Origin of the sequence: Sphingomonas turrisvirgatae (genome assembly GCF_001721295.1) — a bacterium.
In the GTDB taxonomy this organism is placed as follows: Bacteria; Pseudomonadota; Alphaproteobacteria; order Sphingomonadales; family Sphingomonadaceae; genus Sphingomonas; species Sphingomonas turrisvirgatae.
On the sequence record NZ_MDDS01000018.1, the window covers coordinates 31,940 to 54,226 of the forward strand.

Below are 22,287 nucleotides of genomic sequence, written 5' to 3' on the forward strand. Positions count from 1 at the left end.
GCGCGCTGATAGGAGGGGGGGATGGCGATGACAAGCAAAGCAACGATTGACCCGCGCGAAGCTGAGCATTTCGGGAAGCTTGCAGCGGACTGGTGGAACCCAAGGGGATCCTCGGCGATGCTGCACCGGCTGAACCCGGTGCGGCTGCGATATATCCGCGAGGCGGTGGACCAGCATTTCGACGCCGACCCGCAAGGCTTCGCGCCGCTGAAGGGATATAGCGCAGTCGATGTCGGGTGCGGCGCGGGGCTGCTGTGCGAACCGCTCGCGCGGCTGGGCGGGCAAGTCACGGGCATCGATGCGGCGCCGCAGAATATCGGTGCGGCGCGTGCGCATGCCGCCGCCTCGGGCCTCGTGATCGACTATGTCGCGGGCGAGGCGGAGGCGGCGATCGCGGGTCGGCAGTTCGACCTGGTCACGTCGATGGAGGTGATCGAGCATGTCACCGATCCCGCCGCTTTCGTCGCGACGCTGGCCGGCGCGCTGGCACCGGGCGGGCTGATGATCCTGTCCACGCCCAACCGCACGCCCTTGTCGCGGCTGGCGATGATCACGCTGGGCGAAGGCGCCGGCATGATCCCGCGCGGCACGCACGATCACGAGAAGTTCCTGACCCCGGACGAACTCACGGAGCTGTTGCGCGGGGCGGGGCTGGAGCCGATCGACCTGCGCGGCCTGTCCTTCTCGCCGATGGCGGGGTTCCACCTGTCGGACGATGTGAGCCTCAACTATCTGGTGAGCGCGCGGCGGGCGGCGTAGTCGCGCCGCTTCCGCTATCCCGGCGCAGGTCGGGACCGGGCCGGGCTCGGCCTTTCTCGCCCGAGATCCCGGCCTGCGCCGGGATGACGGGTTCAGCCTTCAGGCGGCTCAGCACGCGCGGCGAGCGGTGGATGCGATCGAAGATCGTGGCGATGGTCATCGCGCATCGTCCGACATGCGGTAGAGCGTTCCCGCGATGGCCCACAGGCCGGTGAAGAAGGCGGTGAGCACGATCACGTCGCGCGGCCAGCCGCGCCCCTCCACGCCGAGGTCGAACGCGAGCGCGATGACGCCGATCGCCGCCTGAAGCGCAGCCGCGACGAACAATGCCTTGCTCATCCCCGCCGGCCCGAACCGGGCGATGCAGCCGCCGCCGACGATGATCGCGATGACGCCGGCGAACATCAGATTGGCATCATTGTTTTCATGCCCGATGATGCCGACCGCCAGGTTGAGCCAGATGAGCAGGAACAGGCCGAGCACGGTCAGCACGGCGGCGGCGCGATAGGCAATGCCGGGTGCGCGAGCGGCGAGAAATTCATAGGCGGCGAGGATCGCGGCGAACAGCACGCCCATGGCCACGAAGTCGCTTGCCGTCCAGTCGAAGCCGCTGCCGGGAAAGCGCATGGCGATGGCGGGTACGCAGAGCAGCGCCGCCGCCGCGCTCCACCGTGCGATCCGCCACCAGTTGCGCCGGGATTGCTGGGCGATTGTCGTCATCTTGAGCCTCCGTTGATAGAGGCTCCACCTGACCGCGCAGGGCCGTGAGCGTCATGAGCAAAGCCTGAGGCTTTGCTGAAATCGGGTCAGAACAGGCGTCCGCCGTTCGGCACCGGCACGGTCGGGCTGAACAGCACGACCTTGCCATCCGCATCGGGAAAGCCGAGCGTCAGCACTTCCGACATCATCGGGCCGATCTGCCGCGGCGGGAAGTTGACCACTGCCGCGACCTGCCGGCCGGGCAGGTCGTCGAGTGCATAATGTTCGGTGATCTGCGCCGACGAACGCTTGATGCCGATCGTCGGGCCGAAATCGAGTGTGAGCTTGTAGGCCGGCTTGCGCGCCTGCGGAAACGGTTCGGCGGCAAGGATCGTCCCGACGCGGATATCGACGGCCAGGAACTGGTCGAAGGCGATTTCCGGCGCGGTCTCGGCGTTTGCGTCATGCGTGATGTGCATCGGTCAGGCGCTGGCTCCGTCATGCTGCTGAACCGTCAGCGCGTCCAGATCGACATCATCGGCGCAGCGCAGGTTGATCGCCACCATGGCGGTACCGTCCGGCCCCGTGCCCGTGCTGTACGGTGCGCAGCCGCACGTCTTGCAGAACAGGTGGTCGATCCTGTGCTGGTTGAACCGATAGCTGGTCGTTGCATCTTCGGCCGCGTGCGCGGTGAATTGCGCGGCGGGGGCGAAGTGCAGCAGATAGCCCTTGCGCCGGCAGATCGAGCAGTTGCACGCCATTGCGCTGTCAGGCTTGTCGCCGTCGAGGGTGTAGCCGACCGCGCCGCAGTGACAGCTTCCGGTGAGGGGCATCGCGATTCTCCTTGCCTGACCGCCCGTGGTTCGCACAGTCGCGCGGCAAGGGAAAGGCAATGACCGTGAAGCTGCATCAACGCTGGCTGGAACCACTGCAGCGCGAGTTCGACAGCCCCTACATGGCCGATCTGCGCGCGTTCCTGGTGGCCGAAGAAGCGGCCGGTAAGCGCATCTTCCCGGCGGAGGTGGATCGGTTCCGCGCGCTCGACCTGACCCCGCCGGAGGCGGTGCGAGTCGTCATCCTGGGGCAGGACCCGTATCATGGCGAGGGGCAGGCCCACGGGCTGTGCTTTTCCGTCCAGCCCGGGGTCAAGGTGCCGCCGAGCCTCAAGAACATCTACAAGGAGCTGAAGGCCGACCTCAATATCGACCCACCGGGCCACGGCTTTCTGGAGCATTGGGCGAAGCAGGGCGTGCTGCTGCTCAACAACTGCTTGACAGTCGAGTTGGGCCTGGCCGCCTCGCACAAGGGTCGCGGGTGGGAGCGGTTCACCGATGCCGTCATCGCGCACGTCAATGCGAGCGACCGGCCGACCGTGTTCATGCTGTGGGGCAGTCACGCGCAGAAGAAGGCGGGGCAGATCGCGCCGCATCATCTGGTGCTGAAATCGGTCCATCCTTCGCCACTGTCGGCGCATGGCGGGTTCTTTGGATCGCGACCGTTCAGTCAGGCGAACGCATTTCTGCGCAAACATGGGCGCGGTGAGGTGAATTGGGCGCTGCCGGCTGTCTGATCGGCAGCGCCCAACCCTCAGGGGGCTGAGGGAACTAGAAGCTCAACCGCGCGGCCACGCGAATGTCGCGGCCGGCAAGCGGCACGAAATCCTTGGTGAACGAGGCGTGCCGGCGCGCCTCGACGTCGAACAGGTTGTTGGCGGACAGGATGATCGCCGTCTCGCGGCGTTCGCCGACCGGGTGCCAGGTGAGCGAGGCGTTGACCATGGTGAAGGCCGGCGTCGCCGTTTCGAACGCGGCGATGCGCGACTGCCTGGTCACATGTTCGACCTCAACGCGTCCCCCAAAGGCACCCTTGCTGACGTCCAGTCCGCCGAGCACGCGCAGCGGCGGGATGCGCGGCACGGCGCTGCTGTCCTCGAGCGTCGCGCGAACATAATCGGCGACGACGCTGCCGCCGACCGTGAAGTCGCCGCGATGATAGAGCGTCGCCGACAGTTCGCCCTCAACACCGATATAGCGCGCATCGGCCTGGCGGTACTGGAACACGGGCAAGCCATCGAGTTCGAGGCCGGTCTCGGTCTCGTAGATATAGTCGTCGAACCAGTTGGCGTAGCCGGCGATCTGGAATTTGAGGCTGCCGACCGCGCCGCGCGCATAGACTTCGCCGCCCCAGCTCTTTTCGGTGCGGAAGGTCGGGTCGCCGACTTCATAGGCTGAGGTCGCCACATGCGGCCCGTTCGAGAACAGCTCCTCGGCCGACGGCGCGCGGACGGCGCGCGAGGCGTTGATGCCGATCTTTACGCGGGGACCCACCTCGTAGGAGACGCCGAGCGCGCCCGAGAACGCGTCGAAGGTGCGGGCGACGCGCGCGACGGCTGCGTCTTCCGCGACGCCGAGACGAACCGCATTGGATGACGCGGTGGTGTGTTCATAGCGCATCGCGCCCTCAAGCCCGAGACCGCCGCCGAGCTTCAATTCCTGGAGCGTGAACAGGCCATATTGCGCGGTCTGGTTGGGGGGCACGAAGGCTTCGGCGCCGATCGCCTCGAACTTGCGGGTGAAGCCCTGGAAGCCGGTGACGCCGCGCCAGCCGTTGCGGTCGGCCTGAACGAGTTCGAGCCGTCCTTCCAGCCCCTGCGAGAAGAAGGTCGTGCCGACCTCGTCGCCCTCGAACTCGATATGCTGATAGTCGGAGAAGCCGGCCCGCAGGCGGATCGTGTCGAGGAAGCCGCCGCCGACATTCACTTCTCCGCGCAGGTCGGCGCGCCACTGCTTGAGGCCGATCGTGACCGGGCCTTCGCCATGCTCGTGGCCCTCCTCGCCTGCCTCTTCCTCATGGCCGTGTGCCGCCGAGGGGCGAACGGGCACGCCATAGTTGGTGTCGTAATAGCCGACCGAGAAGCCGAGGCTGCCGCCGTCGTTGATCAGCGAGATGCCGGCGCCGGCGGTGTAGGTGCGCGTGCCGCTGTTAGGCAGTCGGCCGCGCTGGTTGGCGAGCGCGGTGGCTTCGGCCGCTTCTTCGGCGTGACCTTCCTCAAGCTCGTGCTCGGCACGGTGCAGCTGATCGGCGCGAAGGTCGCGGCTGAGCACGAAACCGCCGACCCGGACATCGTCGGTCTTGCGATAGGTGCCATCGACATGCAGCACGATCTGCGGCGTGAGCGCGACATCGAGCGCCGCGCCGCCGCTGCGCTCGTCCGCCGCCGAACCATAGGTGCCGACCGCGTCGATATGGAAGCCATTCTCCGGCAGCGCGCGGGGGATGCGGCGGTCGATGACGTTCACCGCGCCGCCAATCGCCTGGCTGCCGAACAGGAGCACGGCGGGGCCGCGCAGCACCTCGATCCGCTCGGCCGTGAGCGGGTCGATCGAGACCGCGTGATCGGTGGACGTGTTGGAGACGTCGAGCGTGCCCAGGCCATCGCTCAGCACACGGACGCGCTCGCCCTGGAAGCCACGCAATACGGGGCGCGAGGCGCCCGGGGTAAAGGAGGTCGCCGAAACGCCCGGCACGCGGGTCAGCGTGTCGCCGATCTGGCCGCGCACGTCGCGCACCAGCACGTCGCCGGTCACCACCGAACTGCCCGCGAGCAGGTCGAGATCGGCGACATACGGCGCGGTGACGACTATGCCCTGGTCATCCTGCGCGTGAACGACGCTGGTACTGCCGCGGTCACGCTCCTGATGCTGGGCGGTCTGTGCGACGGCGGGCACGGCAAGGATGGAGGTGGCAAGCAGAAGGGCGGTACGCGACATCGAACACTCAACCATGAACAGGCATGAACAGGATCGCCGCGTCCCTAGCTGAAATGATACAACATCACAAGGGGGTTGTTCGGTGGTGCGCGATATTTCCGACCGCCAGCGTGGATCAGAGCGCCGCTTCGTCCAGTTCCACGCCGGCATTGCGGTGCGCAGCGACGAGCGTGTTGCGCAGCAGGCAGGCGATGGTCATCGGTCCGACTCCGCCGGGCACCGGCGTGATCGCGCCGGCGACGCAGGCCGCGCTGTCGAACTCGACATCGCCGACCAACCCGCCCTCGACGCGATTGATGCCGACATCGATCACGGTCGCGCCGGGCTTGAGCCATTCGCCCTTGACGAACCCGGCGCGGCCGACGGCTGCGACGACGATGTCCGCTCGACTGACATGGGCGGCCAGATCGCGAGTGCGCGAATGGGCGAGCGTGACCGTGCAGCTGGCAGCGGTGAGCAATGCCGCCATCGGCTTGCCAACAATGTTCGATCGGCCGATGACCACTGCTTCCTTGCCTGACAGGTCGCCGAGCTGATCCTGCAGCAGCATCAGGCAGCCAAGCGGGGTGCAGGGGACGAAGCCCGGCAGGCCGGTGGCGAGCCGTCCGGCATTGACCGGGTGGAAACCATCGACATCCTTGTTCGGGTTGATCCGCAGCAGCACCGCCTGCTCGTCCAAATGCGCCGGCAGCGGCAGCTGGACGAGGATGCCGTCGACGGCGGGATCGGCGTTCAGGCGATCGACCAGCGCGATCAGATCGGCCTGCGCGGTGTCGGCCGGCAGCTTGTGCTCGAAGCTTGCCATGTTGGCGGCGAGCGTCGCCTTGCCCTTGCTGCGGACATAAACCGCCGAAGCGGGATCTTCGCCGACCAGCACCACGGCCAGACCCGCCTTGCGGCCCGAGGCCGTTTCGAACGCGGTCGCGACACCGCCGACGCGAGCGCGCAGGGCAGCGGCGAACGCCTTGCCGTCGATGATTTGCGCCGTCATCGCCTAGATCGGCCCGCCGATCGAGGCGCGGTAGATTGCCGGGATGATCGCGCGGTCGAGGATCATCAGCCCGATGATGACGACCATCGGCGCGAGGTCCAGCGGCTTGGTATCAGGCAGGATGCGGCGGATCGGGCGATAGACCGGCTCGGTCAGCCGCTCCAGCCCCTGCCACAGCGAGGCGATGAAGCTGTTATAGGTGTTGATGACGTTGAACGCGATCAGGATCGACAGGATGAACTGCGCGATGATGATCCACCACACGACGTCGATCAGCACCTGAAGGATCTGAATGAAGAGGATCAAGCGGGGTCTCCGTGGCGGTCGCGGTCAGTGAAGGCGGACGTGGCAGCAATAGCGAAGATGGGGTGTGTTGTGCAACTATACCACCCCTAGCGGTGGACCAGCGTCCCCGCGCCCTGGGTGGTGAAGATTTCCAGCAGCATCGAATGGGGCACGCGCCCGTCAAGGATGACGGCGGCATCCACCCCGGCATCGACCGCGGCGACGCACGTCTCGACCTTGGGGATCATGCCGCCGCTGATCGTGCCGTCTGCCTTCAAGGCCATGATCCGGCCGGGGTCGAGGTCGGTCAGCAATTCCTTGTCCTTGCTCAGCACGCCCGGCACGTCGGTCAGCAGGAAGAAGCGCGCGGCACCGAGCGCGCCGGCAATGGCGCCGGCCATGGTGTCGGCATTGATATTGTAGGTGTGCCCGTCTGCGCCGAGCGCGATCGGCGCGATCACCGGAATGAAGCCCTGATCGGACAAGGTGGTCAGGACGCTGGCATCGACCGAAACCGGTTCGCCGACGAAGCCGAGATCGACGTGACGCTCGATCCCCTGCAGCGCATCGGCCTCGCTACGCTCGACCTTCCTGGCGGTGACGAGGCCCGAATCCTTGCCCGAGATCCCGATCGCCTTGCCGCCGGCCGCGCCGATCCAGGCGGCGATTTCCTTGTTGATCGATCCGGCCAGGACCATCTCGGCAATGCGTGCGGTTTCGGCATCGGTGACGCGCAGGCCGCCGACAAACTGCGATTCGACGCCGAGCCGCTTCAGCATCGATCCGATCTGCGGGCCGCCGCCATGCACCACCACCGGGTTGATGCCGACGGCCTTGAGCAGCACGACGTCCTCGGCGAAGTCACGCGCCAGTTCGGGATCGCCCATCGCGTGGCCGCCATATTTGATGACGAAGGTCTTCCCGGCGTAGCGCTGCATATAGGGCAGCGCGTCAGTCAGCGTCTCCGCCTTGGCGAGCATCCGGGGGTCGGGGGCGTGGTCGTGGGCCATGCCCGGCCCCTTAGGCCGCGGGGGCGCTTCGGTCCAGATGGCGGCCGAGCGCGATGAAGCCGTAGATCAGCGCGGGGACCAGAATGGCGGACAGCACGACCTTGGCGAGCATCTGGCCGAGCAGCAGCTCGCCGATCGGGAATACGCCATAAAAGGCGACGGAGACGAAGATCAACGTGTCGACAATCTGGCTGAGCACCCCGGCGATCGCCGCGCGCAGCCACAGCAGCTTGCCCCCCTCGCGCTTGAGCCGGGTGAAGATGGTGACGTTGAGCATCTGTGAGATGCCATAGGCGAAGATACCGCCGGCCCAGATGCGCGGCGTCCCGCTCATCATGAGGTCGAAGGCCTCGATCCGCGCCGGCTCCATCTGCGGCGAGGCGGGCAGCGCGAGCACAAGCAGCGACAGCAGCAGCGAGGCGATCAGCGGAACGAAGCCGATCTGAACCAGCCGATTGGCGACGTGGCGCCCGTGAAGCTCGGCCACCGCGCTCGATACCGCGACGAGCAGCAGGAAGGCGAAGATGCCGGATTCGACCGCGAGCGGGCCGAGCGCCACCTGCTTGTTCCCCAGCACGCCGGCGATGCACACCATGCCGCCGTAGAAGATCGACAGGAAGAAAAGCGAGCGCGAGAGCGAGGCGGCGGGGGGCGCGGAGGCAGGGGTGGTCATGGCGTTTGCTAGCCAAGTTTCACTTGCGACGGAAGCACCTAGCGATAGCCGTGCGCCACGCTATGCTGCGTTCCCGAACGCCGCGCGCGAGACGCGGCCATGTGGGGCATTTCGTTGAGCAACTTTCCGATCGGTATTTTCGGCATCCTGGCGATCCTCGCCATCGCCTATCTGCTTTCCTCCGATCGCAAGGCGATCCGGCTGCGAGTCGTCGGCGCGGCATTCGCGCTGCAGGCGGGAATCGCCTTTCTCGTGCTGTACGTACCCGCCGGCCGTACGGTGATCGAGGGCATGTCGAAGGGCGTCTCGGCGCTGCTCGGCTATGCCGCAGCGGGCACCAATTTCATCTTCGGCCCGCTGGCCAGCCCGGAGATCGGCGGGCAGAGCTTTGCCATTGCCGCGCTGCCGGTGATCATCTTCTTCGCCAGCCTGGTGTCGGTGCTCTATTACCTCAAGATCATGCAGTTCCTGGTGCGCTGGATCGGCGGGGCGATCGAGAAGGTGATCGGGGTCAGCAAGGTCGAATCGTTATGCTCGGCCGCGAACATCTTTGTCGGCCAGAGCGAATCGCCGCTGGTGATCCGGCCGTATCTCGCCAGCCTCACGCCATCGCAGCTGTTCGCGGTGATGAGCGTCGGCATGGCGGGCGTCGCCGGCACGATCCTGGCGGCCTATGCGGCGATGGGCATCCGCATCGAATATCTGCTGGCGGCATCGTTCATGGCGGCACCCGGCGGCCTGCTGATGGCCAAGATCATCATGCCCGATGCGCGCGACGCCCAGCCCGAACTGCCGCTGGAAGGCGAGACGGTGGTCGAGGACCAGGCGATCCGAGCGGTCGAGCATGCGATCGACGAGGAAAAGCCCGCCAACATCATCATGGCCGCGGCGATGGGCGCGCAAACCGGCGTCAAGATTGCCGTCGCGGTCGGCGCGATGGTGCTGGCGTTCGTTGCGCTCGTCGCGCTGGCCAACGGGATTCTCGGCGGCATCGGCGGGCTGTTCGGCTATCCCGACCTTACCTTCCAGGGCGTGATCGGCACGGCCTTTGCCCCCGTCATGTACCTGGTCGGCATCCCGTGGAACGAGACCGCCGCAGCGGGCGGGCTGTTCGGGACCAAGATGGTGCTGAACGAGTTCGTCGCCTTCCTGGCGCTGGGCGACACACCGGGGCTGAGCGAGCGCAGCGTGGCGATCATCACCTTTGCGCTGTGCGGCTTTGCCAATTTCAGCTCGATCGCGATCCAGATGGCGGCGACGGGGAGCCTTGCCCCCAACCAGCGGCCGATGATTGCGAAGCTGGGGATCAAGGCGCTGCTGGCGGGGAGCCTCGCCAATCTGATGAGCGCGGCGCTGGCGGGTTTGCTGCTGCCGTAACGGCAGCGGCCGATCGGTCGCGCTCAGCCATTGGCTACCCGCACGATCCCGATCGGCGCGAGGTCAGACGTTGCGCGCGAGCATTGCGGCGCCTTCGATCAGCGCGGCCCATAGCCCCAGGCTGACGATCACGGCGCCGGCGAGCAGAGGCCCAGGGCGGGGTTTGACGATCATGGCTTGCTCCTTCTTCGCTGGCGAAGATGGGCAAAGCCAATGAGCGGCGCAATCGATCAATCCCGGTTACACTGATCGGTTTGCGCGATCAGCGCGTCGGCACGGGCTCCGGCCCCGAATAGTCGTAGAAGCCGCGCCCCGTCTTGCGGCCGAGCCAGCCGGCCTCGACATATTTGATCAGCAGCGGCGCGGGGCGGAACTTGGGATCGCCGGTCCCCTCGAACAGCACGCGGCAGATTTCAAGGCAGGTGTCGAGGCCGATGAAGTCGGCGAGCGTCAGCGGGCCCATCGGGTGGTTGAGGCCGAGTTGAACGGCGGCGTCGATGTCGGGGATCGTCGCCACGCCCTCACCCAGCGCGAAACACGCTTCGTTGAGGAAGGGCAGCAGCACGCGATTGACGATGAAACCGGGCGCGTCGTTGGCGTGGACGATGCGCTTGCCAAGCGACTGGCCGAATGCCTCCACCGCAGCGACGGTCGAATCACTGGTGGCAAGGCCGCGGATCAGCTCGATCAGGCCCATGACCGGCACCGGATTGAAGAAGTGCACGCCCATGAAGCGCGCGGGGTCGTGCGAAGCCTGAGCCAGCCGCGTGATCGGGATGGACGAGGTGTTGCTGGCGAGGATCGCGGTGTCGCCCAGCACCTTGCCGACATTCTCGAAGATCTGCCGCTTGATGGCTTCGCGCTCGGTCGCGGCCTCGATCACCAGATCGCAAGGGGCGAAGGCATCGGTGCCGCCGACGCATTCGATATTGGCCAGCGCTTCGTCATGCGCCGCCTGCGTGATCTTTTCCTTTTCCACGGCTCGCGCGAGCAGGCGAGCGATGCCGGCCTTGCCCTTTTCGGCTCGCGCCACATCGACGTCGGAGAGCAGGACGCGATAGCCAGCCTGCGCCGAAACCTGTGCAATTCCCGCGCCCATCTGGCCCGCGCCGATTACGCCGATCGTCTTCATGCCTTGGCTCCTATCCCCGATTTCGACCGCGTCCCTATCGGGCAAATCGCGGAAGGGCTAGGCCGGTCATGGCGCGGCGGGAAGGTCGCGCGCCTGGGCGAGATACAGCGCGAACCAGTCCGCATCGTCGGTCCATTCGCGCGTCACGGTCCAGCCGCCGGCGGCGAGTAGCAGGCGAGCGTCGCGCGAGCCGTATTTGTGGCTGTTCTCGGTATGGATGGTTTCGCCGGCCGCCATGTCGAACGTGCGTCCATCGACGTCGAACGTCGCGTCGCGGGTGGCTTCCAGGTGCATCTCGATCCGGGCCAGATCGTCGTTCCAGCGCGCGACATGGCGAAAGGCGTCCAAGGGTATCGTGCCGGCGATCTCGCGGTTGATGCGGGTGAGCAGGTTCAAGTTGAACGAGGCGGTGACGCCCTGCGCATCGTCATACGCGGACAGGAGGACGGCGGGGTCCTTGATCCGGTCAATCCCGATCAGCAGCGAAGCGCCAATGCCCAGCGACTGGCGCATCGCGCGCAGCAGGTCGACGGCCGCCGCCGGGGTCATGTTGCCGATGGTCGAGCCGGGAAAGAAGCCGAGCTTGGCAAGGGCGCTGACATCGGCCGGGAGTTTCAGCGGCTTCAGGAAATCGCCTTCCAGCGGCTCGACCGAGATATCGGGAAATTCGTCGGCGATCGTGGCGGCGGACTCGCGCAGGAAGTCGCCGGAAATGTCGATCGGGATATAGGCGGTCGGGCGGACGCAGCGCAGCAGCAGCGGCGTCTTGAGCGATGACCCGGAGCCGAACTCGACCACCGCGCTGCCCGGATCGACCGCGCGCGCGACGTCGGGGCAGACGCGTTCGAGCAGCGCGGTTTCGGTGCGGGTCGGGTAATATTCGGGGAGCTGCGTGATATCCTCGAACAGTTCGGATCCGCGATGGTCGTAGAACCAGCGCGCGGGAATGGCGCGTGGGCGGGCGAGCAGGCCAGAGACGACATCAGCGCGGAATTGCGGGTCGACGAGCGAATGCTGGCCGTCCTCGACTTCCTGTTTCAGCATCCTAAAGGTCCCTTGCCAGCCGGACGCCGGTGAATTGCCAGCGCTGATGGGGGTAGAAAAAGTTGCGATAGCTGGCGCGGACATGACCGCGCGGCGTTGCGCAACTGCCGCCGCGCAGGACGAACTGCCCGCTCATGAACTTGCCGTTATATTCGCCGACCGCGCCTTCCGCAGCGCGGAAGCCGGGATAGGGGCGGTAGGCGCTGCCGGTCCATTCCCAGACATCGCCAAAAAAGGCCGGGCCGCCGGCCGCCGGGCGCGGTTCGATGGGGCCTGCGGCGTCGAGCAGGTTGCCGGCGCGTGGATCGTGGCTCGACGCGGCGGCTTCCCATTCGGCTTCGGTCGGCAGGCGCGCGCCGGCCCAGCTGGCATAGGCGTCGGCCTCGAAGAAGCTGACATGCGTGACCGGCGCAGCGGGATCCAGCGGACGGCGACCATCGAGGCCGAAGCGGGTCCAGACGCCCGCCTGTCGTTCCCAATAGAGCGGGGCGGCGACCCCCTCAGCCTTGACCCAGGCCCAGCCGTCGGACAGCCAGTGGCGCGGGTCGGCATAGCCGCCATCGGCGATGAACGCCGCCCATTCGCCGTTCGTGACGGTGCGGTCGGCGAGTGCATGGGGGTGGAGCAGCGTGGCGTGGAGCGGGCCTTCGCAATCGAACGCGAAGCCGTCGGCGGTCGCGCCGATCTCGACCGGCCCCGTTGCGCCTTCGATCCACTGGATCGGACCGGGCATGGCGACCGGCACTTTCGGATCGCCGGGCCAGATCGCCGCTTGCAGGGAATTTTGCGCGAAGAGGTGGAGGATGTCAGTCAGCAGCAGTTCCTGATGCTGTTCCTCGTGATGGCAGCCGAGTTCGACGAGCGCCTGGGCGGAAGCTGGAAGGTCAGGCAGGGCGGTGAGCAGGGCGGCGTCGACAGCGGCGCGGTAGGCGAGCACTTCATCGAGCGTCGGGCGGGTGAGCATGCCGCGGCGCGGGCGGGCGTGACGCTGGCCTTCGGCCTCGTAATAGCTGTTGAACAGGAACGGGAAGCGGTCGTCGTGGAGCCGGTAACCGGCGACGAAGTCGCGCAGCACGAAGGTTTCGAAAAACCAGCTCGTGTGCGCCAGATGCCATTTGGCCGGCGAGGCGTCGTCCATCGACTGGACGGTGGCGTCCGCGTCCGACAGGGGTCGCACGAGCGCGACGCTGAGATCGCGGACCTGCCGGTACCGCGACGACAGCGATGACTCACGCACGGACAGGCTCACATCCGTTCGCATGGTTGTCCCAGCGCGGCAGGACGGTGCCGCGCAAACCGATCTATGTTAGCGGGAGGCTCCCGGCACCCACAGAACGTCGCCGCTGCGCGAAAGGTTCATTTCGCGGGCAAGAACGAACAAGAGATCGGACAGCCGGTTGAGATAGGCGAGCGCCTGCGGGTTGAGCGCGACGGTTTGCGCGGCGGCGACGGCGCTGCGTTCGGCGCGGCGGGCAATGGCGCGGGCAAGGTGCAGCGCGGCAGCGGCTGGCGTGCCGCCAGGCAGGATGAAGCTGGTGAGCGGGGCCAGCGCCGCGTTCGCGGCGTCGATGGCGAGTTCGAGGCGCGCCACCTGTGCCGGTACGATGCGCAGCGACATTTCGGTCGGCTCGAAGCGCTCGCCCGGGGTGGCGAGGTCGGCGCCAAGGTCGAACAGGTCGTTCTGGATCGTTGCGAGCAGGCGCGCCGGATCGGCGTCGCCCAGGGTAGCGATGGCGACGCCGATCGCGCTGTTCAATTCATCGACATCGCCGATCGCGGCCATGCGCGGGTCGCACTTTGGCAGGCGCGAGCCATCGACCAGCCCGGTCGTGCCGTCATCGCCGGTGCGGGTGTAGATCCTGTTGAGCTTGACCATTTCAGCAGCGCCCAGCCGCCGCTACCGCGCGGGCGATCGACCGCACGCTCAGCTCGTGCTGGCGAGCAGCAGAAGCAGGGCGACGATGGCGATGGCGACGCCCTGGAACAGGATGCGCTGCTGCATCATCTTGTTCGACTTGAGCGCAGCCTGGCTGGGCCCGGTGCCCTTCAGATCGGCTTCAGTCACCTTGAGGAACGCGACGATGCCCCGGACGAGGGCGACCACGGTCGCGATCATCGCGGCGACCAGGAGCAGGACGAGGAACAGTTTCATGGTGGCTTTCCAATGCGCCCCCGGCTGCGCTGCGCAGGCGGCGGCATGCCGCTTATCTAGGCGCTCGTGACGCCGAATCCAACCGGCAGTTCGCCCTGTCGCAGCGCATCGGCAAAGGCAGAGCCATCGACGCCGCGCTCGCGCAGCGCGGACAGGGTCGGCGCGCCGTGGCGCTTGGCCAGGCGCTGGCCATCGGTGCCGGCAAGCAGCGCGTGGTGGTGGTAGCGCGGCGTCGGCAGGCCGAGCAGGGCCTGGAGCAGGCGATGGACGTGCGTGGCCGGCAGCAGATCCGCGCCGCGGACCACGTCGGTCACGCCTTGCGCCGCATCGTCGAGCGTGACGGCGAGGTGGTAAGAGGCAGGCGCGTCCTTGCGGGCGAGGACCACGTCACCATGCGCGAGCGGGTCGGCGTCGACCAGGCCGCGCCGGGAATCGTGGAAGAAGAGCGGCTGATCGACGGCCGCGAGCGCGCCTGCCATGTCGAGCCGCCAGCAATGCGGCCTGGCAAGGTCGGGCGCGGCGCGCGCGCGGCACGTGCCGGGATAGATCGCGCCTTCCGGCCCGTGCGGGGCGGTCATGCTGGCGGCGATGTCGGCGCGCGTGCAGAAACAGGGATAGAGCAGGCCGCGCGCGCGCAGATCGTCGAGCGCGGCCTGGTAGATCGGCAGCCGTTGCGACTGGAACAGCACCGCCCCGTCCCAGGCGAGGCCGAGCCAGCGCAGATCGGCGAGGATCGTCTCGACATGCTCAGGGCGCGAGCGGGTGCCGTCGATATCCTCGATCCGCAGCAGGAACCGGCCGCCGCGCGATCGCGCAAAGTCGTGCGCCTGGATCGCGGAAAAGGCGTGGCCGGCGTGGAGGCGGCCGGTGGGACTGGGAGCAAATCGGGTGACGATGGTCATGCGCGCTCTTGACCGTGACTCATCCTATATGGTGTCATGACGACGTAATGCTTCGTGGCGAGGAGCGTTGGCACGATACGGACTTGAGGGGGACCATGTACCATCCCGATCTGATCCGCCATCCCGATGGGTGTCCCGCCCTTGTGCTCAATGCCGACTATACGCCGCTGTCCTATTATCCGCTGAGCCTGTGGCCGTGGCAGACCGCGATCAAGGCGGTGTTCCTGGATCGAGTGGATATCGTCAGCCATTACGAGCGCGAGGTGAGAAGTCCGACCGCCGCGATCAAGCTGCCGAGCGTGATCGCGCTCAAGCAATATGTGAAGCCCTCGCAATTCCCCGCCTTTACGCGCTTCAACCTGTTCCTGCGCGACAAGTTCGAATGCCAATATTGCGGGACCGGGAAGGACCTGACCTTCGATCACGTGGTACCGCGCGCGCAGGGCGGGCGCACGACGTGGGAGAATGTCGCGACCGCCTGTGCGCCCTGCAATCTGAAAAAGGGCGGGCGCACGCCGCGCCAGGCCGCAATGCCGCTGCACGTCGCGCCGATCCGGCCGACCAGCTGGCAGCTGCAGGAGCATGGTCGGAGCTTTCCGCCCAATTACCTGCACGAGACGTGGCGCGATTGGCTGTATTGGGACATCGAGCTGCTCGCCTGACGCGCGCCGCTCGACAATCTCACGATCGACACTAAGCCATTCGCATTCTTGGAGATTGCGATGAGCGGTTTGGTGGATCGGCGGCATGTGCTGGCACTGGGCGTGGGCGGGGCGAGCGCGCTAGCGTTGCCGGGCTGGGCGCAGACGGCGAATGCTGCGCCGATCGATGCGGCAGTGGACGACATCGTCACGCGGTTCATGCGCGCCTTCGACACGCCAGGCATCGGTGTCGCCATCGTTCGCAAGGGGCAGGCGCCGTGGCTGAAGGGTTATGGCGTGCGCACACTGGGCAAGCCGGGCGCGGTCGACGCGCACACGCGGTTCGGCATCGCGTCGAACAGCAAGGCGTTCACCGCCGCGGCGATCGCCTGCCTTGTCGAGGAAAAGAAGCTGGACTGGGACGATGCGCTGACCAAGCATCTGCCCGAGTTCAAGATGGCCGATCCGGCGGTGACCGCGATGTTCACGGTGCGCGACCTGCTGGTGCATCGCTCGGGCCTGCCGCTCGGTGCCGGCGACCTCATGTACTTTCCACGGTCAAGCGCGGACGCGGCGCAGGTGATCCGCGGGCTGCAATATCTGAAGCCGGTGCGCGGTTTTCGGACCGGCTACGACTATGACAACATCCTCTACATCGTCGCGGGCGTGCTGATCGAGCGCGTGTCGGGGATGCGCTGGCGCGATTTCGTGCAGGCGCGGCTGCTGACGCCGCTCGGCATGGTGGACGCGGTCCCCTCGCTCGAACTGCTGAAGACCGCCAATGTCGCCGGGCGGCATGCGCGGCTAGGACCGCCGGTGCGCGGGGTGGGGTCCTTGAAGGTCATTCAGCCCGATGAATCGCCGCTGATCGACGCCGGCGCCGGGATCAACGCGAGTGTCACGGACATCGCAAAATGGCTTGAGGCGCAGCTGGCGCAGGGCAAGCTGGCTGACGGCAAGCGGCTGTGGAGCGCGCAGAGCGCGGCCGAGATGTGGACGCCGCAAGTCATCATGTCGTCGAGCGATGGCGGCACCGAGCTGAACCCGGCGCGCCCGGTGATCGCCGGCTATGCGCTGGGCTGGCAGGTGCAGGATTACCGGGGCAAGCGGCTGATCAGCCATTCTGGCGGCCTGTCTGGACAGGTGACGCAAACCGCGATGATCCCGTCGGCGGGCATCGGCGTCGCGGTGTTCAGCAACACCGAGGACAATGTGTCGAGCGGCATCCGCAACGCGATCCTGGACGAGTTGCTGGGCGTCACGCCGGCCTTTGACTGGGTGGCAAGCTATGTCGCGCGCAACAAGCTGGCGCAGGAGAATGCGATCGCCTCGAACGCGGGCGGTCAGGCGCCGCCCGCGGGCAAGCCGACCCTGCCGCTCGCCAGCTATGCCGGGCGCTATCGCGACGCCTGGTATGGCGACATCGTGGTCAGCGTGCGGGGCGGGGCGCTGCACATCGATTTCGTGCCGACACCGCAATTTGCGAGCAAACTCGAGCCATGGGGGAGCGACGCGTTCCGCACGCGGATGAAGCCGGGAGCAGGCGAGGATGCGGTCGTCACGTTCGACGTGAAGGACGGGAAGGTCGCCGGCGTCACGATGAAAGCGCTCTCGCCGCTCGCGGATTTCAGCTACGACTTCCATCATCTCGAGTTCGTGCCGGTGCGTTGAGTAAGCGTGTTATTGTAATAACACACCAACGGAGATAGCTGTACGACTTCAACGGGAGGACTGACGATGAAACGGAACATGAGCGCGCTTGCCAGAGCGAGCGCCGCACTGCTGCTGGGCGCGGCATTGATGGGCACGGCCGGCGTGACGGCGGCGCCACAGGCAGGGGGCGACAGCCTGATCCCCCGTGCGAAGATCTTCGGCAATCCCAGCCGGTCGGGCGGGCAGATCAGCCCGGACGGCAAGCATGTCAGCTGGCTGGCGCCGGTGAACGGCGTGATGAACGTGTGGGTTGCGCCGATTGGAAACCTGGCCGCCGGCAAGCCGCTGACCAAGGAAACCAAGCGCGGCCTGCAAAGCTATTTCTGGGCACCGGATGCGCAGCACATCATCTATCAGCAGGATGCCGGCGGGAACGAGAATTTTCGCATCCATTCGGTGGCGATCGCGACCGGCGCGGACATCGCGCTCACCAAGGCGGGCGACAAGGTGCGCGCGCAGATCGAGGGGGTGAGCAAGGACCGGCCCGACGTGGTGCTGGTCGGCCTGAACGACCGCAATCCACAATTCTTCGACTTGTACGAGGTCAATTACAGGACCGGCGCGAGCAAGATGGTGATGCAGAACCCCGGATATGGCCAGTGGGTCACCGACAATCAGCTGAAGCCGCGCTTTGCCATGAGCCAGGTGCCGGGCGGGGGCACGAAGCTGTTCCGGCTGGATGCGCAGGGCAAGGGGACCGAGGTCGCCGCGATCGGCGTGGAGGATGCGCTGACCACCACCCCGATCGGGTTCAACAAGGACGGCAGCACCCTGTATTGGGTGGACAGCCGCGGCCGCGACAAGGCGGCGCTGGTCAAGATGGATGTCACGAGCCTGAAGACCGACGTGATCGCGGCGAGCGACCGCGCGGATATCCAGGGCCTGCTGACCGACCCGCAGACCTATGAGCCGATCGCCTATTCGGTGAATTATCTGCGTAACGAGTGGACCCCGCTGCGTGCCGACGCGAAGGCCGATTTCGATTTCCTCAAGTCCAAGCTGCCGGGCGAGGTGAGCATCATCTCGTCCACCGATGACGGATCGAAGCTGATCGTCGCGGCGAGCGCGGCCGAACAGCCGGCGAGCGCCTATATCTATGACCGCAAGGCCAAGTCGCTCACCAAATTGTACGACACGCGGCCCGATCTTGCCGTCTACAAGCTGCGGCCGATGTGGCCGGTCGAAATTCCGACCGGCGACGGCAAGACGCTGGTCAGCTACCTGACGCTGCCCGCCGCGGCCGACGCGAACAATGACGGCAAGGCGGACAAGGCAGTGCCGATGGTGCTGTTCGTGCATGGCGGCCCGTGGGCGCGCGACGCCTATGGCTATAACAGTGCGCATCAGTGGCTGGCGGATCGCGGTTATGCCGTGCTGTCGGTCAACTATCGTGGCTCGACCGGGTTCGGGAAGGGCTTCGTCAATTCGGCGATCGGCGAATGGTCGGGCAAGATGCACCAGGACCTGATCGATGCGGTCGACTGGTCGATCAAGGGCGGGGTCACGACCAAGGACAAGGTCGCGATCATGGGCGGATCCTATGGCGGCTATGCGACGCTGGTGGGCCTGACCTTTACCCCCGACACCTTTGCCTGCGGCGTGGATATCGTGGGGCCATCGAACCTCAAGACGCTGATGGAAAGCTTCCCGGCCTATTGGCGGCCGATCCTGGAAGGCACCTTCTACAAGCATATCGGCGATCCCGGTAAGCCCGAGGACGTGACGCGGATGATGGCGCAGTCGCCGATCAGCCGGGTCGACGCGATCAAGAAGCCGCTGCTGATCGGACAGGGCGGCAACGATCCCCGCGTGGTGAAGGCCGAAAGCGACCAGATCGTCGCGGCGATGAAGGCCAAGAAGCTGCCGGTCACCTATATCAACTATCCCGACGAGGGGCATGGCTTTGTCCGGCCGGAGAACCGCCTGAGCTTCTTCGGGATCAGTGAAGGCTTCCTGGGCAAGTGCCTGGGCGGCCGGGTGCAACCGATCGGCGACGACTTCAAGGGATCGAGCCTGCAGGTGCTGGAAGGGGCGAGCTTCGTGCCGGGGCTGGCCGAGGCGGCGCCCAAGGTGACGGCTCAGAAGTGATCGGGGACAACTGAGCAGCCCGCCCGCCGCTTTGGCTCATGGTTAAGCGGCGGGCGCTTGCTCCGGCTGTAATATCGGGCTAATACAGTTAACGCCCCGATGCGCTACGATACCCCTTATCCGCCCGTCGCCGATCCCATGGCGCCTCGATTTGGCGCGCCCGATCCGGCGTCGCCCCATGCTTCCTTCGACGATATGGGTGGCGGCGATCCGCCCGAGCCGCCCAAACGGCCGCGCCGCTGGTGGCTGAGCTGGCGCTGGATCAGCCGCGGGCTTGCCGCGCTGATCGTGCTGCTGATCGTGGCGGTGGCGTGGCTGATCTTCACCGCGCCGCTCTCCAAATCGCTCGAGCCGCCGGTGCCACCGTCGATCACCTTGCTGTCGGCGGAGGGCACGCCGATCGCGCGGACCGGGGCGATCGTGGGCAAGCCGGTCGATGCGACCAGGCTGCCGCAACATGTCGTCGATGCGTTCATCGCGGTCGAGGACCGCCGCTTCCGCACGCATTGGGGGATCGATCCGCGCGGCATCGCGCGCGCCTTCTTCCACAACCTGTTCACCAGCGGCAGTTCGCAGGGCGGCAGCACGATCACGCAACAGCTGGCCAAGAATGCGTTCTTGAGCAGCAAGCGCACCATGGGCCGCAAGTTCCAGGAGGTGTTGATCGCATTCTGGCTGGAGGCGTGGTTGACCAAGGACGAGATTCTGTCGCGCTACCTCTCCAACGTTTATTTCGGCGACAACCAGTATGGCCTGGATGCGGCCGCCCGGCACTATTTCAGCCGACCGGCGATCGACCTAACGACGGGTCAGGCGGCGATGCTGGCGGGCCTGGTCAAGGCGCCCTCGCGGCTGGCGCCGTCGGGGAACCTCAAGGGCGCGCAGGCGCGGCAGAGGGTGGTGATCGGCACGATGGTCGATGCGGGCTTGCTGACTCCGGCCGAGGCGGCGGACATCGGCCCGGCGCGGTTGCGGCTCAGCAAAAGCAAGGCGCTGCCGACCGGCACCTATTTCGCCGACTGGGTACTGCCGCAGGCGCGCGACATGGAAGGCGAACTGACCGCTGAGCGGACCGTCACGACCACGCTGGAGACAAGGATGCAGCGCGCCGCCGAGCGGGCGGTGCGCAATGCCGGGCTGCGCGAGGCGCAAATCGCGATCGTCGCGATGCGGCCCGACGGTCGCGTCGTCGCGATGGTCGGCGGGAAGGATTACGCCAAGTCGCCGTTCAACCGCGCGACTCAGGCGCGGCGGCAACCGGGATCGACGTTCAAGCTGTTCGTGTACCTTGCCGCGCTGCGCAGTGGCATGACGCCGGATTCGACCGTGCTGGACGAGCCGGTGACGATCGGGGAGTGGAGTCCCAGGAACAGCGACGGGCGCTATCTGGGCGAGATCACGCTGCGCCAGGCATTTGCGCGGTCGAGCAACGTCGCGGCGGCGCGGCTGACCAAGCAGGTTGGGCCGGCGGCGGTGATCCGCGCGGCGCGCGACCTTGGCATATCGACGCCGATCGCGAGCGAGGCTTCGATCGCGCTGGGCACGTCGACCGTCTCGCTGCTCGAACTGACCGCCGCCTATGCCGCGATCGCGCAGGGCGATGCGCCGGTGGTGCCGCGCGGCCTGTCGCAGACCGATGAGCCGGGCTGGTTCGACCGCATCGCCAATATCCGCCGTTCGCTGGGCCAGCGCGAACTGGAGGGGATGCGCGACCTCATGGCCGCGGCGGTGAACGAGGGCACGGGGCGCAGCGCGGCGCTGTCGGTCGAGACGTTTGGCAAGACCGGCACGACGCAGGACAATCGCGATGCGCTGTTCGTCGGCTATGCCGAAGGGATCGTGACGGCGGTGTGGATGGGCAATGACGACAATACGCCCAATCCGGGCCTGGCCGGCGGAGGTGCGCCGGCGCGGGTGTGGCGCGACTTCATGGCTCAGGCGCTGGGCGTCGCGGCAAAACCCAAGCCGGTAGTCGAAACGTTCGACAATGCCAGCGACGTGCTGGACGAGGGTGACGGCAATTTCATCGACCGGCCGATCGAGATCGAGGGCAGCTTTGGCGGCCAGGGTCTGGGCGTGCGGTTGAACCCCGATGGCAGCTTCGAAATGACGCGGCCGGAGGACGATCCCGGTTTCGACGAGCCGCCGCCCGAGCGCGACCGCCGGCGGCGCGAGCCCGTTCCGGAGGAAGACGGCTTCTAACCGCATTCGTTAGCACGCGCCGGCCATGTCCCCGGGTGGGACGGACGAAATTGACGGCTGGTCAGCGCTAGTGGTGCGCGCGAGATACAATCGCATGTGGAACTGGAATCGCTTCAGGCTGTCGCGTGCCGGACTGGCAGTGAGCGGCATTGCCGCCGCGATCGTGCTGGCGGCGAGCGGTGGCGCGCTGATCGCGTCGGGCGGGCGCGATGCGCCCACCGCCACGCACGCGGTCGCCAAGCAGCCCGTCCTCGCGCAGCCGGTCAGCACGCGACCGGCCCGAACGCCTGCCCTGCCGCAGCCTGCGCCGGGCAAGGTCGCTGCTGCGCCTGCGCTGCGGGAGACCCCCGCCACCCCCGAACCGCTGGTGGTCAAGCGCGTGCTGCCGATCGATGGGCCGATCCGCTTCGGCAGCTATTTCTGGGATACGCAAGGGGTGCCTGCCGACGGCCCGCTCGTGATCACGGTCGATCTGGAAGCGCAGACCTTGTCGGTGTTTCGCGATGGGTACGAGATCGGCGCCACGGCGATCCTCTATGGCGCGGACTCCCATCCGACACCGCTCGGCCAGCACAAGATCACGCAGAAGAAGGTGCACCACATCTCGAACCTGTATGGCGCGCCGATGCCTTACATGATGCGGCTGACCAATGACGGCGTGGCGATCCATGCGTCGGCGAAGATCGATGCCCGCTATGCCACGCATGGTTGCATCGGCGTGCCGCTGGCCTTTGCAAAGCTCTTGTTCGCGCAGGCCAGGCTGGGCGATCGGGTGATCATCACGCGCGGCAAGCGGCTGGGGCTGGGCGGGGCGATCACGAGCTAGGCTTGTGCCGGGCCTGCGTAACG

General features: G+C 66.8%; 23 protein-coding genes. 8 read left to right on the plus strand and 15 right to left on the minus strand.

Annotation, left to right across the window (positions count from 1 at the left end):
• Positions 1-21: 21 nt before the first annotated feature.
• Complete coding sequence (gene ubiG / locus BFL28_RS08285) at positions 22-759, plus strand: bifunctional 2-polyprenyl-6-hydroxyphenol methylase/3-demethylubiquinol 3-O-methyltransferase UbiG (RefSeq protein WP_069320113.1); 738 nt, start codon at positions 22-24, stop codon at positions 757-759.
• On the opposite strand, the gene BFL28_RS08290 is transcribed toward ubiG, so the two are convergent.
• The 4 genes from BFL28_RS08290 to BFL28_RS08305 form a co-directional block, all read right to left on the minus strand.
• Positions 725-919, minus strand: coding sequence for a hypothetical protein (locus tag BFL28_RS08290; RefSeq protein ID WP_069320114.1), 195 nt, complete (start codon positions 917-919; stop codon positions 725-727). The genes ubiG and BFL28_RS08290 overlap by 35 nt on opposite strands.
• Positions 916-1,479 (minus strand): hypothetical protein, encoded by a 564-nt coding sequence (locus BFL28_RS08295; RefSeq protein ID WP_069320115.1) that lies wholly within the window; start codon positions 1,477-1,479, stop codon positions 916-918. Before BFL28_RS08295 ends, BFL28_RS08290 begins: the two co-directional genes overlap by 4 nt.
• An 86-nt stretch (positions 1,480-1,565) precedes the next feature.
• The gene (locus BFL28_RS08300) at positions 1,566-1,937 is read right to left on the minus strand and encodes a tRNA-binding protein (protein ID WP_069320116.1); all 372 of its coding nucleotides are present in this window, start codon (positions 1,935-1,937) and stop codon (positions 1,566-1,568) included.
• A gap of 3 nt (positions 1,938-1,940) precedes the next feature.
• Positions 1,941-2,291, minus strand: coding sequence for a GFA family protein (locus tag BFL28_RS08305; protein WP_069320117.1), 351 nt, complete (start codon positions 2,289-2,291; stop codon positions 1,941-1,943).
• 59 nt (positions 2,292-2,350) lie between these two features.
• Between BFL28_RS08305 and ung the strand changes: the two genes are divergently transcribed.
• Positions 2,351-3,028 carry a uracil-DNA glycosylase gene (ung, locus tag BFL28_RS08310; protein WP_069320118.1) on the plus strand — a complete coding sequence of 226 codons (678 nt, stop codon included), beginning with the start codon at positions 2,351-2,353 and terminating at the stop codon, positions 3,026-3,028.
• Positions 3,029-3,062: 34 nt separating this feature from the next.
• On the opposite strand, the gene BFL28_RS08315 is transcribed toward ung, so the two are convergent.
• The 5 genes from BFL28_RS08315 to BFL28_RS08335 form a co-directional block, all read right to left on the minus strand.
• Positions 3,063-5,228 carry a TonB-dependent receptor gene (locus BFL28_RS08315; RefSeq protein ID WP_069320119.1) on the minus strand — a complete coding sequence of 722 codons (2,166 nt, stop codon included), beginning with the start codon at positions 5,226-5,228 and terminating at the stop codon, positions 3,063-3,065.
• A gap of 115 nt (positions 5,229-5,343) precedes the next feature.
• Positions 5,344-6,219 carry a bifunctional methylenetetrahydrofolate dehydrogenase/methenyltetrahydrofolate cyclohydrolase FolD gene (gene folD, locus BFL28_RS08320; RefSeq protein WP_069320120.1) on the minus strand — a complete coding sequence of 292 codons (876 nt, stop codon included), beginning with the start codon at positions 6,217-6,219 and terminating at the stop codon, positions 5,344-5,346.
• A 3-nt stretch (positions 6,220-6,222) separates the two neighbouring features.
• Positions 6,223-6,525 carry a YggT family protein gene (locus BFL28_RS08325; protein WP_069320121.1) on the minus strand — a complete coding sequence of 101 codons (303 nt, stop codon included), beginning with the start codon at positions 6,523-6,525 and terminating at the stop codon, positions 6,223-6,225.
• An 86-nt stretch (positions 6,526-6,611) separates the two neighbouring features.
• Positions 6,612-7,514 carry an acetylglutamate kinase gene (gene argB / locus BFL28_RS08330; protein WP_069320122.1) on the minus strand — a complete coding sequence of 301 codons (903 nt, stop codon included), beginning with the start codon at positions 7,512-7,514 and terminating at the stop codon, positions 6,612-6,614.
• A 10-nt stretch (positions 7,515-7,524) separates the two neighbouring features.
• Positions 7,525-8,187 (minus strand): queuosine precursor transporter, encoded by a 663-nt coding sequence (locus BFL28_RS08335; protein ID WP_069320123.1) that lies wholly within the window; start codon positions 8,185-8,187, stop codon positions 7,525-7,527.
• A 99-nt stretch (positions 8,188-8,286) separates the two neighbouring features.
• Here BFL28_RS08335 and BFL28_RS08340 point away from each other — a divergent pair, with 99 nt between their 5' ends.
• Complete coding sequence (locus BFL28_RS08340) at positions 8,287-9,564, plus strand: NupC/NupG family nucleoside CNT transporter (protein ID WP_069320124.1); 1,278 nt, start codon at positions 8,287-8,289, stop codon at positions 9,562-9,564.
• 262 nt (positions 9,565-9,826) lie between these two features.
• Here the strand turns inward: BFL28_RS08340 and BFL28_RS08345 are convergent, their stop codons facing one another.
• From BFL28_RS08345 to gluQRS, 6 genes are all read right to left on the minus strand, one after another.
• A complete protein-coding gene (locus tag BFL28_RS08345) occupies positions 9,827-10,696 on the minus strand; it encodes a 3-hydroxybutyryl-CoA dehydrogenase (protein WP_069320125.1) in 870 nt (289 codons plus the stop codon).
• 66 nt (positions 10,697-10,762) lie between these two features.
• Positions 10,763-11,740, minus strand: a complete 978-nt coding sequence (gene egtD, locus BFL28_RS08350) for an L-histidine N(alpha)-methyltransferase (protein ID WP_069320126.1) — start codon at positions 11,738-11,740, stop codon at positions 10,763-10,765.
• A 1-nt stretch (position 11,741) separates the two neighbouring features.
• Positions 11,742-13,001 carry an ergothioneine biosynthesis protein EgtB gene (egtB, locus tag BFL28_RS08355; protein WP_069320127.1) on the minus strand — a complete coding sequence of 420 codons (1,260 nt, stop codon included), beginning with the start codon at positions 12,999-13,001 and terminating at the stop codon, positions 11,742-11,744.
• 45 nt (positions 13,002-13,046) lie between these two features.
• Positions 13,047-13,616: a cob(I)yrinic acid a,c-diamide adenosyltransferase gene (locus tag BFL28_RS21235; RefSeq protein WP_069320128.1), complete on the minus strand. Its 570-nt coding sequence runs from the start codon at positions 13,614-13,616 to the stop codon at positions 13,047-13,049.
• Positions 13,617-13,664: 48 nt separating this feature from the next.
• Positions 13,665-13,892 (minus strand): twin transmembrane helix small protein, encoded by a 228-nt coding sequence (locus tag BFL28_RS08365; protein WP_069320129.1) that lies wholly within the window; start codon positions 13,890-13,892, stop codon positions 13,665-13,667.
• Between the two features lie 56 nt (positions 13,893-13,948).
• On the minus strand, positions 13,949-14,794 hold the full coding sequence (gluQRS, locus tag BFL28_RS08370; RefSeq protein WP_069320130.1) for a tRNA glutamyl-Q(34) synthetase GluQRS: 846 nt from the start codon (positions 14,792-14,794) through the stop codon (positions 13,949-13,951).
• Positions 14,795-14,889: 95 nt separating this feature from the next.
• On the opposite strand from gluQRS, the gene BFL28_RS08375 reads away from it, so the two are divergent.
• From BFL28_RS08375 to BFL28_RS21095, 5 genes are all read left to right on the plus strand, one after another.
• On the plus strand, positions 14,890-15,456 hold the full coding sequence (locus BFL28_RS08375; RefSeq protein WP_069320131.1) for an HNH endonuclease: 567 nt from the start codon (positions 14,890-14,892) through the stop codon (positions 15,454-15,456).
• Positions 15,457-15,516: 60 nt separating this feature from the next.
• The gene (locus tag BFL28_RS08380) at positions 15,517-17,106 is read left to right on the plus strand and encodes a serine hydrolase (protein WP_069320132.1); all 1,590 of its coding nucleotides are present in this window, start codon (positions 15,517-15,519) and stop codon (positions 17,104-17,106) included.
• Between the two features lie 66 nt (positions 17,107-17,172).
• Complete coding sequence (locus BFL28_RS08385) at positions 17,173-19,236, plus strand: S9 family peptidase (RefSeq protein ID WP_069320133.1); 2,064 nt, start codon at positions 17,173-17,175, stop codon at positions 19,234-19,236.
• Positions 19,237-19,335: 99 nt separating this feature from the next.
• Positions 19,336-21,438, plus strand: a complete 2,103-nt coding sequence (locus BFL28_RS08390; RefSeq protein ID WP_069320134.1) for a transglycosylase domain-containing protein — start codon at positions 19,336-19,338, stop codon at positions 21,436-21,438.
• A gap of 94 nt (positions 21,439-21,532) precedes the next feature.
• Positions 21,533-22,264 carry a L,D-transpeptidase family protein gene (locus BFL28_RS21095; RefSeq protein WP_173655710.1) on the plus strand — a complete coding sequence of 244 codons (732 nt, stop codon included), beginning with the start codon at positions 21,533-21,535 and terminating at the stop codon, positions 22,262-22,264.
• The last annotated feature ends 23 nt before the right edge of the window (positions 22,265-22,287 follow it).